10 protein-coding genes and 3 pseudogenes are annotated in these 13818 nt (G+C 67.0%); all 13 read right to left on the bottom strand.

What is annotated here, in order from left to right; all coding sequences use genetic code 11:
* Positions 1–186: pseudogene (locus tag U1T56_RS15570) on the bottom strand (IS630 family transposase); the annotation flags it as partial.
* Positions 187–279: 93 nt separating this feature from the next.
* Positions 280–438: a hypothetical protein gene (locus tag U1T56_RS15575; RefSeq protein ID WP_418160409.1), complete on the bottom strand. Its 159-nt coding sequence runs from the start codon at positions 436–438 to the stop codon at positions 280–282.
* Positions 439–445: 7 nt separating this feature from the next.
* Positions 446–605, bottom strand: a pseudogene (locus U1T56_RS15580) (IS4 family transposase); the annotation flags it as partial.
* A 74-nt stretch (positions 606–679) separates the two neighbouring features.
* Positions 680–1847: pseudogene (locus U1T56_RS15585) on the bottom strand (IS256 family transposase).
* Positions 1848–2128: 281 nt separating this feature from the next.
* The gene (locus U1T56_RS15590; RefSeq protein WP_418160410.1) at positions 2129–2257 is read right to left on the bottom strand and encodes a hypothetical protein; all 129 of its coding nucleotides are present in this window, start codon (positions 2255–2257) and stop codon (positions 2129–2131) included.
* Between the two features lie 555 nt (positions 2258–2812).
* Positions 2813–4006, bottom strand: a complete 1194-nt coding sequence (acmB, locus tag U1T56_RS15595; RefSeq protein WP_418160411.1) for a methyl acetate hydrolase AcmB — start codon at positions 4004–4006, stop codon at positions 2813–2815.
* Between the two features lie 138 nt (positions 4007–4144).
* Positions 4145–5788, bottom strand: a complete 1644-nt coding sequence (locus U1T56_RS15600; RefSeq protein ID WP_418160412.1) for a flavin-containing monooxygenase — start codon at positions 5786–5788, stop codon at positions 4145–4147.
* A gap of 342 nt (positions 5789–6130) precedes the next feature.
* A complete protein-coding gene (locus U1T56_RS15605; RefSeq protein WP_418160413.1) occupies positions 6131–8125 on the bottom strand; it encodes a sigma-54-dependent Fis family transcriptional regulator in 1995 nt (664 codons plus the stop codon).
* Between the two features lie 404 nt (positions 8126–8529).
* Positions 8530–8760, bottom strand: a complete 231-nt coding sequence (locus tag U1T56_RS15610; RefSeq protein ID WP_418160414.1) for a hypothetical protein — start codon at positions 8758–8760, stop codon at positions 8530–8532.
* A 105-nt stretch (positions 8761–8865) separates the two neighbouring features.
* Positions 8866–9939, bottom strand: coding sequence for an ABC transporter ATP-binding protein (locus U1T56_RS15615; protein ID WP_418160415.1), 1074 nt, complete (start codon positions 9937–9939; stop codon positions 8866–8868).
* 123 nt (positions 9940–10062) lie between these two features.
* A complete protein-coding gene (locus tag U1T56_RS15620; protein ID WP_418160416.1) occupies positions 10063–10584 on the bottom strand; it encodes a hypothetical protein in 522 nt (173 codons plus the stop codon).
* Between the two features lie 31 nt (positions 10585–10615).
* Positions 10616–11755: a molecular chaperone DnaJ gene (gene dnaJ, locus U1T56_RS15625; RefSeq protein ID WP_418160417.1), complete on the bottom strand. Its 1140-nt coding sequence runs from the start codon at positions 11753–11755 to the stop codon at positions 10616–10618.
* A gap of 117 nt (positions 11756–11872) precedes the next feature.
* Positions 11873–13783: a molecular chaperone DnaK gene (dnaK, locus tag U1T56_RS15630; RefSeq protein WP_418160418.1), complete on the bottom strand. Its 1911-nt coding sequence runs from the start codon at positions 13781–13783 to the stop codon at positions 11873–11875.
* Between the last annotated feature and the right edge of the window lie 35 nt (positions 13784–13818).

Raw genomic sequence — 13818 nt, forward strand, 5'->3', positions numbered from 1 at the left:
GACCCGGTCGCCGAGCGTCTGGCCGGTCAGGCCGGCGAGCCGTGCGGCCTCTTCCCGCGGCAGGCCGTCGAGCGCGTCGGCGAGCGCCAGCAGGCGAGCGCTGACGCGCCCGTCGTGCTCGCGGCGGGCAAGGCGGCGCAGCTCGGCCGCGTCATGGTCGGTGCGGATCGACGAGGGTGCGGGCACGGCAGCCTCTCCGAGGACAATGCCGCCGCAACGCCTCGGGCGCCCGGTTGATCCGTCACCAATTCGTCCGGTCGGTATGAGCCCCAATACCGTTCACTTTACGATGATCTTGATGACAGCGGCGAAGTCGATCCGGACGGTCGGCTGCGGGGTTCGGGACCGCAGCTTGTAGCCACTCGTCTTGCGCTTGACCCCGCGTGGTACCCACCAGCCGCGGCGGCTCTCCACGCGCTCCTCCAGGATCTCGGCCAAGACCGCCTCATGCAGGGCGCGCCTGGCCCGAGGGGAAAGGCGCGGCGAACTGCGGCAGCTTGCCGCCGGACCACCCGCACCGGATGCAGGAAGGAGAGCCGGTCCGGATCCTCGCCGGCCCGCAGCGCCGCCGCGTGCATCAGCCCGCGCACAGCGAAGTGCGCCAGGCAGCAGGATCGTGTCCCTGAGCGTGGTGTAACTGGCGTCGGGGCAGCGCGTTCACCGGCCTGGGCCGGGCAGGTCAGCCGGCGATCGCCGGAAGGCTGGCGGCGGGATCATCGCTCAAGGGGCGATGGTTTCCAGGGTCATGTAACGGGCGCGCGGGACGGCCCACTCGTCGTTCTGCTCGAGCAGGATCGCACCGACGAGGCGGACGATGGCATCCTCATTCGGGAAGATGCCGCCCCCCTCGGTGCGGCGCTTGCTCTCGCCGGTGAGGCGTTCGAGCGGATTGGTCGAGTGCAGCTTGGCCCGGTGCGCAGCCGGGAAGCTCATGTAGGCGAGCGCGTCCGTCTCGGCCTCGTCGAGGAAGCTGGCGAGCTTCGGCAGCTTGGGCCGCAACTGATCGGCAACGCGCCGCCACTGCAGCCTGGCGCTTCAGCATCATCCTGCGCGAACGCGGTGCCGATGAAGGCCGAGACGACGCGGCGCCCGCTCTTGCCGGCATGCGCCAGCGCGTTGCGCATGAAGTGCACACGACAGCGCTGCCAAGTGGCGTTGAGCACCTTGGTGACGGCGGCCTTGATGCCCTCAGGGGCGTCGGAGACGACCAGCTTGACGCCGCGCCAGCTTGCGCAGGAAGGCGGTCCAGAACGTCTCGGCCTCGGAAGGGCCGATGTCCATGCCGAGAACCTCGCGCCGGCCGTCGCTGTTGACGCCGACCGCGACGATCACCGCCACCGAGACGATGCGGCCGTTCTGGCGCACCTTCACATAGGTGGCGTCGATCCACAGGTAGGGCCAGTCGCCCTCGATCGGGCGGCCGAGGAAGGCTTTGCCCTTCTCGTCGATCTCCGCGCACAGCCGGCTGACCTGGCTCTTGGAGATGCCGCTCATCGCCATCGCCTGGACGAGATCGTCGACCGCACGGGTGGAGACGCCCTGAACACAGGCTTCCTGCACCACCGCGGGGAGCGCCTTCCCGGCCATGCGGCGCGGCTCCAGAAAGGCTGGGAAGCAGCTGCCCTGGCGCAGCTTGGGGCTGCGCAGCTCGACCGTGCCCGCGCGGTCTCCCAATCACGGTCACGGCAGCCGTTGCGCTGAACACGGCGCTCGGGGCTCTTCTCGCCGTAAGCCGCCCCGGTCAGCCCCTCGACCTCCAGCTCCATGAGCCGCTGGGCGGCAAAGCCGATCATCTCGCGCAGCAGATCGGCGTCGGGGCTCTTCTCGACAAGCGCGCGAAGGGTCATCTCTCGTCGGCCATCGGTGGTTCCTCGAATCAGGTTGGTTCGGCAACCCGACCCTACCGGCGAATCATCGATGACCACCCGCGAAGCCGCTCGCTCGCTACAGCGCCATGGGCGCGCGCTTCGCGAGCGGCTTCGCTCTACCGAGCTACACCACGACGCGGGACACGGCCTGGGAGCAGGCCCCAGAACTCCTGCCGCACCGGCTCGGGCGTCTTGCGGCGCAGGACGATGCGCACACCGCGCAGGTGCGTCTTCAACGCGTCCAGCGCCCCTTCGATCTTTCACCGCTCGTGATGAAGGGCGGCCAAGTCGGTGGCCGGTGCCTGCGCAGGATCCAAGATCGTCGTTACCAGCCGGTAGAGTGGCTCGGCATCGGCGACGCCCGCCAGCCGGTACTCGATCGTCCGCACTCGGACGCCCTCGTGCATCTTCCGGCGACCGAGGGTGCGAGGGGCTGGAGGAGCGGCACGCGGTCGTGCTCGCACAGGCGCTGCTGCGCTCGACCGCGGCGCGCTCGCGCTCCGCCAGGAACGGACCTTCTGGCTGACGTGCCAGGAGGCGTTGTCGCCCACGGTCTGGCGGGCGCAGCCCAGGCCGGCGGCGATCGCCCGCGGCGGCTGCCCCGACACGCTCCACAGCACGATCTGGGCTCGGCGCATGGTGAACGCGCTCTCGCTGCGCCGGCTGGCCGCGCGCGGCTCACGAACGAAGATGGGCGGGCGCATCCCGGTCAGATGCGCCCCGGCTCCCTTCGCACAAAGACCGCCGCGGAGGATGCCCTAGTATTCCGTCCAGGCCATCCGGTCGACGATGCCGTCCTCGACAGGTCGCCGAGGCGGTCGGCAGGCGATGCAGCCCCCGCTTCCTGCGATCGAGCGCAAGAGGCCGACCCAGCCGTGCCGCGAGGACAAGCATCCGGGGCGGCCGATGTGGCCCGGGCTCCCAAGAAGCCCGGGCCGCGTTGCTCAGGCGGCCTTGCTCTGCTTCAGGTTCCGGTAGAACGCCGTCTCGAAGTCGAGATAGCCCCCGAAGGAGACCGGGTCGCCGAACGGCAGGATCTGCGTCGCCCAGAACCCACCGAAGCCGTTCCGGCGATCGATCCAGTAGAACAGGTTCGCCAGCCCCGCCCAGCCGAGGGCCCCGGCCGGGCGCCCGGTCGGGGCCTCCTCGTCGTTCACCATGAAGGTGAAGGACCAGGACTTCGACAGGCCGGGGAAGAACTCGGCGTCGTTGGACAGGGCCTTGATGACCCCGGGAAGCATCGTGATCTTCTTCTCCCCGAGATGGTTCTTCTCGGCCATCCGCACGGTCTCGACCCGGAGGACGCGACCGTGCTCGCCCGCGCCGTCGTTCAGCCACATCCGGATGAACTTCATGTAGTCGCCGACGGTACTGTAGAGGCCGTGGCCGCCCATGTGGACCTCCGGCTTCGCGGGCAACTCGAAGTCCATCGGCGTCAGCGAGCCGTCTGCGTTCCGGGCGTGCATGCCGGCGAGCCGGCCGCGCAGCGCATCGGTGAGCTCGAACGTCGTGTCGGTCATGCCGAGCGGCTCGAAGATGCGCGTCTCGAAGACCTCGCCCAGCCGCTTGCCGGTGATCCCCTCGACCACCAGGCCACACCAGTCGATGTTCGACCCGTACTCCCACCGGTCGCCGGGGTCGAAGAGCAGAGGCGTCATCAGCGAGGCCTTGGAGGAGGTGACGACGCTCGGCTGGCCCTTCTCCTGCGCCAGGCGGTTGTAGGTCTCGTTGAAGAAGTCGTAACCGAACCCGGCGGTGTGCAGCAGCAGCATGCGCGTGGTGACGTCGCGCTTGGGCGGGCGCAGCTTCGGCTCGCCTTTCTCGTCGAACCCTTCGATGACCTGGAGCCTGCCGATGTCGGGGGCGTAAGTCTTGGCCGGCGCATCGAGATCGAGTCTGCCCTCCTCGACGAGCTGCAGTACCGCCGTGCCGGTGATGGCCTTGGTGGTCGAGAAGATGGCGAAGACGGTATCGGTCGTCATGACGTCGCCCCGGTCGAGCCGACGCACGCCACCAGCGCCCTCGTAGATGTTGTGGTGACGATCCGTTACCATCGCGACGACGCCCGGAACGCGCGGATCGGCCGTGACGACGCGGTTCAGGATGGCATCGGCCGCCGCCTTGAAATCGGTGCTCATGCTTTTCCCTCCCAGTTTCTCGGACATGCCGGCCCGGAGCGGCGGCCGGGGCGATCGCCCCGGCCGCCACCTGCCGCACGTGACCGTTCGAAGCCTCGTGCAGCCGGGCCGGCGACGCAACGCTCGTGAGCGCCGCGACTACCGTATCGCGAAACCCTGATAGCCGCTCGCCGCGACCTCGTCGCATTTCCTGCGATACGTGCCGACACCACCCGTATAGGACAGAACCCGGCGCGGCTTGCCCTTCACGTTCGAGCCCAGATACCAGGAATTGGTCCTGGCGATGAGGGTCGCCTCGGCGATCTCGTCGTGATGCGCCACCCAGCGGTCTTCCGCCTCCTTTGTGGGCTCGCAGACCGTCTTGCCGGCACTCCGCATGTACCTGATGCAGTTGCTGATCCACTCGACCTGCTGCTGCAGGCAGGTGGTCATGTTGCAAAGCGCCGCCGAGGGCGCCAGCGGTACCGCCGTCGTGAACAGGTTCGGATAGCCGTGCACCTGCAGGCCCATGGTGGTGCGGATGTCCTTGCCCCAGTCCTCCTTCAGCGACCGCCCGCCTCTGCCACGGATGTCGATGCGCGTGAGCGCGCCCGTCCCGGCGTCGAAGCCGGTAGCGAGAATGATGATGTCGAGCTCGTGAACCGTGCCGTCGGCCGTCTGGATACCCTCCGGCGTCACGCGCTCGATCGGGTTGTTCTTGACGCTGACGGCCTCGACGTTCGACCGGTGATAGACCTCGAGGTAGCTGCTCTCCAAGGGCACGCGATGCGTGCCGAATCCGTAGTCGGTCGGGATCAGCATCTCGCACAAGCGGGGGTCCTTGAGGCGCGCACGCATCTTCTCGCGCACGAACTCGGAGATCTCCTCGTTGACCTTCTCGTCGAAGAACATCTCGACGAACGAGGCGAGCCACAGCTTCAGCGAGCCGTCGTTGTAGATCTCCTCCAGCACCTCGCGGCGCTGCTCTGGCGTGAGGTCGGCCCACTTGTGCTCGAAGTCGTACTCGAACCCGCTGAACGTGTGGGGAAGCGTGCGCCTCAGCTCGTCGAACCGTGCCTTATAGGCCTCCACCTCCTTCTGGCCGTATTTCGGGCTCTTCATCGGCAGCACGTATTGTGGTGTGCGGACGAACACCTTCAGATGCCCGACTTGGCTGGCGATGGTCTGGATGACCTGGATGCCCGTGGCGCCGATGCCGACGACGCCGACCCGCTTCCCGGCGAGATCGATCGGCTCCTTCGGCCAACGCGCCGTGTGAAAGATCCTCCCCTTGAACGTTTCCTGGCCGGGGAACACATCGGCCAGGGGCGCGGAGAGCATCCCGCAGCAGGTGATCAGAAACTGCGCATCGATGATCTCGCCGCCATCGGTCGCGATCGACCAGCGCCCCGTCGCCTCATTGTAGTGCGCGCTGGTGATCGTGGTGTTGAACTGGATGTCCTTGCGCAGGTCGAGACGGTCGGCGACGTAGTTCAGCCAGCGCTCGATCTCCGGCTGGCCGGGGAACTTCTCGCTCCAGCTCCAGCCTTTGTAGAGATCCTCGGAAAAGAGATACTGGTAGATGTAGGCCTCGGAATCGAACTTGGCGCCCGGATAGCGGTTCCAGTACCAGGTCCCGCCGACATTCGACGCGGTGTCGTAGGCTCTCACCTCGAGTCCCTGGTTCCGGAGCAGGTAGAGCTGGTAGAGCCCGGCCACGCCGGCGCCGATGATCAGCGCATCCAGCTTTCTCGTCGCTTGCGACCCTGGCTTTCCTTCGCCATCTGCAGCCTTGATCGTCATGATTCTCTCCCTGATTGAGCCCTGTCTTGCCCGAAAGGCGATCCTGGCCCGGCATGGCAGGGAAATCTCTTCGTTTCGCAGCCGCCGCAGCCTCCTGCCGGACATGCGAGCCGAGCGCTCCTGCCAATGCCGAGCGGCGGCACGAAGGCCGACTAGCAAGGGACGCGCCAGTCGCGCAGCGCCGACGCGCAAGGCATCAAGCTATTGATACGAAATGTTTTTTTACCGCGATGCCTGGTTGGTGCCACGAGAGCGGACGAAAATCGGTCGGAGCTGGTCCGGTACGGTTCGAAAAACGAACGCTCGACCGGCCGGCATCGTCCTGCCTGCGACCGCGCGCCGTCACGCGGTCGGCTCGAGCATGCGACGGCCGAGCCCGTAGCGCTTCATCTTGGCGTAGACGGTGCTCTTGGCGATGCCGAGCTCTCGTGCGGCGGCCGTGACGTTTCCCCGGCAATCCTGGAGGGCGCGCCTGATCTCCTCACGCTCGGCTACCTCGATCGGCGTCAATCCCGCGTTCGACCTGTCGAGCGCACTGCGGTGCTCGAACGCCCCCGAGAGCTCGGGCGGAAGGTCGGCTTCGGTTATCGGATCGTCCGTGGCGGTGAGGAGCACGCTCTCGACCACGTTGCGCAGCTCGCGCACGTTTCCCGGCCAGTCGTGCGCCATCAGGCGCTGCAAGGCGCTCGTGGAGAACCTCGCGGGACGCAGGCCGTATCGCTGTGATATCTGACGAGAGAAATGCTCCACGAGCCGCGGGATCTCGGCGGCCCGCTCCCGCAGAGAGGGGATGGTGATCGACACGACCGAGATCCGGTAGAACAAATCGGCGCGGAAGCGGTGCTTCTCGACCTCCGCACGCAGGTCGCGGTTGGTCGCCGCAACGAGGCGGAAGTTCACGCGGCGCGCCTTGACCTCGCCGATCCGGCAGACCTCGCGCTGCTCGAGCACGCGCAGGAACAAGGGCTGAAGATCGATCGGCATCTCGCCGATCTCGTCCAGAAAGAGCGTGCCGCCGTCGGCCGCCTCTATCTTCCCGATCATCCCGCCCTTGCGGGCCCCGGTGAAGGAACCCTCCGCATAGCCGAACAGCTCGCTCGCCAGCAGATCGCGAGGCAGGCCGCCGCAGTTGAGGGCGATGAACGGCCCGCTCGCGTGATCGGACGCCTCATGGATGCTGCGGGCGAACAGCTCCTTGCCGACCCCGGTCTCGCCGAGCAGCAGGACCGGCGCGGTGGTCGCCGCGACGCGCCGTGCCTTGCTCACGGTCTGCCGTAGTTGCGGATCGTCGCCGATGATCTCGGCGAAGGGCTGGGACGGTGCAGCGTCGGCAAGTGGCGACGCCGGCCGTGGTCTCGGCCGGGCGGCAGCGCCTCTCTTCGGGGCAACCAGGATGGCGCCGAGCCGCTCGCTGCCGTCGAAGACCGGCGTGAGCCACTCCTCGGGTGCCCAGTCGATCCGGTCGAGGCGGCGGCCTCGCGCGCGCCCACTCGCGCAAGGCGCGAGCAGGCCATGCTCGCTCGCCGCGGCGGCGAGATCGCGCAGCACCGCGTCGATGTCGCCGTTGGCCTTGATGGCGCGGCCATGGCGATCGAGGACGACGACGTGATCGCCCATGCCCCTCGGGGCCTCCCAGAGACAGCGTTCGAGCAGCCGGTAGCGATACTCCATCTCGATCTGGGCGAAATGGTTCTCGATGCGCGAGGCCGCCGCCACGACGAGCGCCATGCTGTGCCGGCTGTAGGAGCCGCGAAGACCGGAAATGTCGATGACGCCCAGAATGGATTGGTCGAATGGGTCCCGAATGATACTGGCCGAGCAGGACCATTGCTTGATGCCGAAGCAGAAATGCTCGGTAGAATGGACCTGGATGGGCAGATTGGTCTGGAGCGCCGTTCCGATCGCGTTCGTGCCGCACGTGAGCTCGCTCCAGTCCGCACCCGGAAGCAGGTGAATCGCCTCGATCGCGTTGCTGAGCGAGAGGGACCTGTCGCCTTCCATGCTCAGGACGATGCCATTCGCATCCGTCAGAACCATGACGGTGCCAGTCTCGAGCAGAAAGTCGCGCGCCAGCGCCATCACGGGCGTGCTGGCGTCGATCAGGTCCCGGCACTGGTTCTGCAGCTCGCGCAGCCTTTCCTCGGGCATTGGCGGCGGCGCCTGGTGGCGGCCGTGATCGACCTTGCCGCGTTGGCAGCGCTGCCAGGACTGATCGATGATGCTGCGGACGAGGGGCGGCCTTTCGCCGCCACCCGCCATGAATTTCTCCCAATAGGACATGATCGTCCGATCGTTCTCGGGAACGGAGAAGAGCTGCTCCTTGAGCGGCGCTCGCATAGACCCCTCCCAGCCGTATCTTTGAATTTGGGGTCGAGCGTAGGGTTACATCACGAGATCTGTCCAGCCCGCTCTCAGCTCGACTTTGGCCGTCCGGCGGAGCGCGGGGCGGAGTTTCCTCGCCTCGGCCTGCCGCCCCGACGGAAGCAACCCATGCTCGCGCCAGAACTGCCGGCGGACGGCGGCAAAGTTATCGGCGACGGTCGGCCACAGCTTGCGATGGCGAGCAGCGATGCCGACGCTCGAGCGGGCGCGACGGTCGAGGATGGCGGCGGTGGGCCGGCGCTCCCGGCCGGGAGTGTCGGATAGGGCGCGACCAGCGTCCGAGGACGTCGGAGGGGTAGGGCTTGCGGGTCGTCACCCCGCTACCCTGGAACGCCTCGATTTTCAGTCCATAGCAGCCTCTAGAGGAGGAGGTCCGCGAGAATCCCGAGCAGCAGGCCGGCCAGAATGCCTCTGCTCTCGCATGTCTGTGGGCGCGAGGGCGTGTCCTTCTTATCCTTGCCGCCGCGCTCCTCCTTGTATGTCGATGGCGAAGGCAAGGAGAAGCTGCCGGCGAGGAGACCTTCGAGTCGGTCGATCCTCGCCCGCAGACGTTTCAGCACCGCAGCGCGCGTTTCACCCGTCTCCGCCATGGCTTCTCCGCTCGGCATCGAGAGATCCACGGACACGCTAGAACGCTGCGATACCTTCGATCGTGAGAAAACTCACATTATTCCGAAGTGGAAGCCAGCCATACACTATTGCAGCCGACGGCCCGTAACGCGGTCGAACAGGTGCACCTGATCGAGCTGCGGCTCGAGTGGAATCCGCTCGCCCGGCCGGAGCGGATGACGCTCGCGGAACACGGCCTTGCACTCCATGCCGGCGAGCTGGGTCACGACCAGGGTCTCGGCCCCGGTGGGCTCGACCACCACGACCTCGGCCGGAAGCGCGCTGCCGTTGGTCCGCAGATGCAGATGCTCGGGCCGGATGCCGTAGACGATCTCGCTGCCCTCGCGCACAGGCGCTTCGGCCGGCAGCGGCAGGCGCGTGCCGTCCCTGGTCACGGCGACGGGAGCGCTGCCGTCGCGCCGCACCGTGGCGTCGATGAAGTTCATGGCCGGCGAGCCGATGAAGCCCGCGACGAACAGGTTGGCCGGCCGGTCGTAGAGCTCGAGCGGGGCGCCGATCTGCTCGATGTTGCCGCCCTGCATGACCACGATCCGATCGGCCATGGTCATGGCCTCGATCTGGTCGTGGGTGACGTAGATCGCCGTGGTCTTGAGCCGCTGGTGCAGCTCCTTGATCTCGGTGCGCATCTGCACGCGCAGCTTGGCGTCGAGATTGGAGAGAGGCTCGTCGAACAGGAACACCTGTGGATTGCGGACGATGGCGCGGCCCATGGCGACGCGCTGGCGTTGGCCGCCCGAGAGCTGGCGCGGATAGCGGTCGAGCAGGCTCTCGAGACCCAGGATGGCGGCGGCGCGCCCGACCCGCTCGTCGATCATGCTCTGCGGCGCCTTCGCGAGCTTGAGCGAGAACGCCATGTTCTGGCGCACGGTCATGTGCGGATAGAGCGCGTAGTTCTGGAACACCATGGCGATGTCCCGGTCCTTCGGTGGAACCTGGTTCACCACCCGGCCGCCGATCAGGATCTCCCCCTTCGTGATCTCCTCGAGCCCGGCGATCATCCGGAGCAGCGTGGACTTGCCGCAGCCCGAAGGGCCTACGAGGACCACGAACTCGCCGTCGCGGATGTCGATGCTGACCCCGTGCAGCACGTGCACGCTGCCGAAATACTTGTCGACGCTCCTGATCTCGACCGATGCCATCGATCCACCTCTCCCGACCTCGTTCCTGCGCCGCTGTCTCGCTGCGGCGTTCGCTCCGCCCGTCGTCTGCCCGAGCCTTCGGCCGGATGCTCCGGCGGATGATGACGTCCCGGGCCATTCAGTTCAATCGGCTGCTTGCTCCATGGCCTTTTCCTCTGTCTCGTCCGCTTCCGTCTGCAGGTCGCCGTCGGCCGATGGCGCAGCCACAGCCATCTCGCCTACAGTGGAGCGCACGAGCCAGCGCCGCCCGACATGTTCGACCTGACCGCCAGCGAGCAGCCGCTGCAGCGTCACCCGGATCGACGCGGCCTTGATCGGCTCGTCGTTGGCGCTCGCCAGATTCTCGATCTCGGGCACGGTAAGGCCCGCCGGGGCCGACTGCAGCAGGGTCAGGACCCGCCGCTCGACCGAGCCGCGTGGCGCTCGCGACCGCCGGCCGGCTGCACCGTTCTCCCTTGGAGCAGCCGAAGCAGCCGTGCTCGGGGCCAGCGCCTGCGGCAGTTCCCCGAAAGTCCGCGCATGGGGCGGCAGCTCAGCCGCGACCGAGAGCACGCGCTTGATGGCGTCGGCATAGCCGCGCTCGTAGGCCTCGCGGCGCGCTTCCTCGAGCAGCGCTTGCAGACGTGCCAGAATCGGGTCGCTCATCGTCCATTCGCCTCCGCGGCCCGCCGGCCCGTCAGTCGCGCAGATCGTCCCAGAGCTCCTTCACCTTGGCGAAGAAGCCCTCTGATTCCGGCTGATGCTCCTGGCTGTCACCACCCGCCTTCTCGAACTCGCGCAAGAGCTCCTGCTGCCGTTTGGTGAGATTCACCGGGGTCTCGACCACGATCTCGACGAACATGTCGCCACGATTGTGACCGTGGAGCTCGGTCATGCCCTTGCCCCGGAGCCGGATCTGCTTACCGGTCTGGGTTCCGGCTGGCACCGCGATCCGCACGCGCCGGCCCTCGATCGTCGGCACCTCGACCTGGCCACCCAAGGCTGCCGTCGTCATCGGGATCGGCACCCGGCAGAAGATGTTGGCGCCTTCGCGCCGGAACAGGCGATGCGGGGCCACGCTTACGAAGATGTAGAGGTCGCCCGGCTGCCCACCGCGAATGCCGGCCTCGCCCTCGCCCGAGAGGCGGATGCGCGTGCCGTCCTCGACGCCGGCAGGAATGTTGACCGCGAGCGTCTTCTCGCGCTGCTGCACGCCGCTGCCGGCGCAGACCTTGCACGGGTTCTTGATCACCCGGCCAGTGCCCTGGCATGTCGGGCAGGTGCGTTCGACGGTGAAGAAGCCTTGCTGGGCGCGAATCCGCCCGGCCCCCCGGCAGCCGGGGCACACGGCAGGCTCGCTGCCGCCCTCGCTGCCCGAGCCGCTGCAGGCCTCGCAGGCCACGGTGGTGGGCACGCGGATCTGGGCACGCTTGCCGCTGAACGCCTCCTCGAGAGTGATGGTGAGGTTGTAGCGGAGATCGGCACCGCGCGTGGCGGCCGAGCGCCGCCGTCCGGCCCCACCCATGAAATCGCCGAACAGGTCGTCGAACACGTCGGCGAAGCTCGTAAAGTCGAAGCCCGCGGCGCCCGCGCCGCCACGGCCCATGCCCGCCTCGAAGGCCTGATGGCCGAACTGATCGTAGGCCGCTTTCTTCTGCGGATCCTTGAGGACCTCGTAGGCTTCGTTGATCTCCTTGAACTTGGCCTCGGCAGAAGCATCGCCCGGGTTGCGGTCCGGGTGATACTTCATGGCCAACGTCCGGTAGGCGCGCTTGATCTCCGCTTCGCTGGCGGAGCGGCTCACGCCCAGAACATCATAGAAGTCACGCTTCGCCATGCCGGGAACCCGCTACCCTCGAGGCCGCTATCTCGTCTCGCTACAAGGCGGGGCCGGCCGGGTTCCCGCCCGACCGGCCCACGCTCGCCTTTTTCACATCGACCGATCGGCGCGCGATCAGGCCGACCGCTTGCGGTCGTCGTCGACCTCCTCGAAGTCGGCATCGACCACGCCCTCGGAGCCGCCCTGCTGGGCCTGCTGCCCCGCACCTCCGCCCCCGGCGGCCTGCGCCTTGTACATGGCCTCGCCCAGCTTCATCGCGGCCTGCGCCAGCGCATCGGTCTTGCCGCGGATGCGCTCGGCGTCCTCGCTGTCGAGGACACTCTTGAGGTCGGCGATCGCCTGCTCGATCGCAGCCTTGTCCGCAGCCGACACCTTGTCGCCATACTCCTTGAGGCTCTTCTCGGTGGAGTAGATCAGGCTGTCGGCGTGGTTCTTGGCCTCGATCGCCGCCTTGCGCTTCTTGTCCTCCTCGGCGTGCTCGGCCGCCTCCTTCACCATGCGCTCGATCTCGGCCTCGCTGAGGCCGCCCGAGGCCTGGATACGGATCTGCTGCTCCTTGCCCGTGGCCTTGTCCTTGGCCGAGACGTTGACGATGCCGTTGGCGTCGATGTCGAAGGTGACCTCGATCTGCGGCACGCCGCGGGGTGCGGGCGGAATGCCCACGAGATCGAACTGGCCCAGAAGCTTGTTCTGCGCCGCGATCTCGCGCTCGCCCTGGAAGACCCGGATGGTCACGGCCGACTGGTTGTCCTCGGCGGTCGAGAACACCTGGCTCTTCTTGGTCGGAATCGTGGTGTTGCGGTCGATGATCCGGGTGAACACACCGCCCAGGGTCTCGATGCCGAGCGAGAGCGGGGTGACGTCGAGCAGCAGGACGTCCTTCACCTCGCCGGCCAGCACCGCACCCTGGATCGCGGCACCGATCGCCACGACTTCGTCGGGGTTCACACCCTTGTGCGGCTCCTTGCCGAAAAACTGCCTCACGGTCTCGATGACCTTGGGCATGCGGGTCATGCCACCGACGAGGATCACCTCGTTGACGTCGCCGGGCTTGAGGCCTGCATCGGCAAGCGCCTTCTTGCAGGGCTCGATCGTGCGCTGGATCAGGTCGTCGACGAGCTGTTCGAGCTTCGCCCGGGTGATCTTCATCGTCAAATGCTTCGGGCCCGAGGCATCGGCCGTGATGAACGGCAAGTTGACCTCGGTCTGCATCGTCGAGGACAGCTCGATCTTCGCCTTCTCGGCCGCCTCCTTCAGGCGCTGGAGCGCCAGACGGTCGTTCCTGAGATCGATGCCGTGCTCCTTCTTGAACTCGTCGGCCATGTAGTCGATGAGGCGCTTGTCGAAGTCCTCACCGCCCAGGAAGGTGTCACCATTCGTGGACTTCACCTCGAACACGCCGTCGCCGATCTCGAGGATCGAGATGTCGAACGTGCCGCCGCCGAGGTCGTAGACCGCGATCGTCTGATTGTGGCCCTTCTCCAGGCCATAGGCGAGCGCCGCCGCCGTGGGCTCGTTGATGATCCGGACCACGTCGAGGCCCGCGATCTTGCCTGCGTCCTTGGTCGCCTGGCGCTGGCTGTCGTTGAAGTAGGCCGGAACGGTGATGACCGCCTTCTCGACCGGCTGGCCGAGATAGCGCTCCGCCGTCTGCTTCATCTTCTTCAGCACCTCGGCCGAGATCTGCGAGGGTGCTTTCTTCTCGCCCCGGACCTCGACCCAGGCGTCGCCGTTGTCGGCGCGCACGATCTTGTAGGGGACCATGTCCATGTCCTTGCGGACGATGGGGTCGTCGAAGCGACGACCGATCAGGCGCTTGACGGCGAAGAGCGTGTTCTCGGGATTGGTCACCGCCTGACGCTTGGCGGGCATGCCAACCAGGATCTCGCCATCCTCGGTGTAGGCCACCATCGAGGGGGTCGTCCGCATGCCCTCCTCGTTCTCGATCACGCGAACATTCTTGCCTTCCATGATGGCAACGCAACTGTTCGTCGTGCCGAGATCGATACCGATTATCTTGCTCATTCCAACCAACCTCTCGCGTGAGACGCGAATGAACC

Origin of the sequence: Benzoatithermus flavus (assembly GCF_037908215.1) — a bacterium.
Taxonomy (GTDB): domain Bacteria; phylum Pseudomonadota; class Alphaproteobacteria; order Geminicoccales; family Geminicoccaceae; genus Benzoatithermus; species Benzoatithermus flavus.

Excerpts from the sequence above, each read along its gene's own strand:
- acmB (WP_418160411.1), bottom strand. The coding sequence starts at position 4,006 with ATGAGCACCGATTTCAAGGCGGCGGCCGATGCCATCCTGAACCGCGTC.
- U1T56_RS15600 (WP_418160412.1), bottom strand. The coding sequence starts at position 5,788 with ATGACGATCAAGGCTGCAGATGGCGAAGGAAAGCCAGGGTCGCAAGCG.
- U1T56_RS15605 (WP_418160413.1), bottom strand. The coding sequence starts at position 8,125 with ATGCGAGCGCCGCTCAAGGAGCAGCTCTTCTCCGTTCCCGAGAACGAT.
- U1T56_RS15610 (WP_418160414.1), bottom strand. The coding sequence starts at position 8,760 with ATGGCGGAGACGGGTGAAACGCGCGCTGCGGTGCTGAAACGTCTGCGG.
- U1T56_RS15615 (WP_418160415.1), bottom strand. The coding sequence starts at position 9,939 with ATGGCATCGGTCGAGATCAGGAGCGTCGACAAGTATTTCGGCAGCGTG.
- U1T56_RS15620 (WP_418160416.1), bottom strand. The coding sequence starts at position 10,584 with ATGAGCGACCCGATTCTGGCACGTCTGCAAGCGCTGCTCGAGGAAGCG.
- dnaJ (WP_418160417.1), bottom strand. The coding sequence starts at position 11,755 with ATGGCGAAGCGTGACTTCTATGATGTTCTGGGCGTGAGCCGCTCCGCC.
- dnaK (WP_418160418.1), bottom strand. The coding sequence starts at position 13,783 with ATGAGCAAGATAATCGGTATCGATCTCGGCACGACGAACAGTTGCGTT.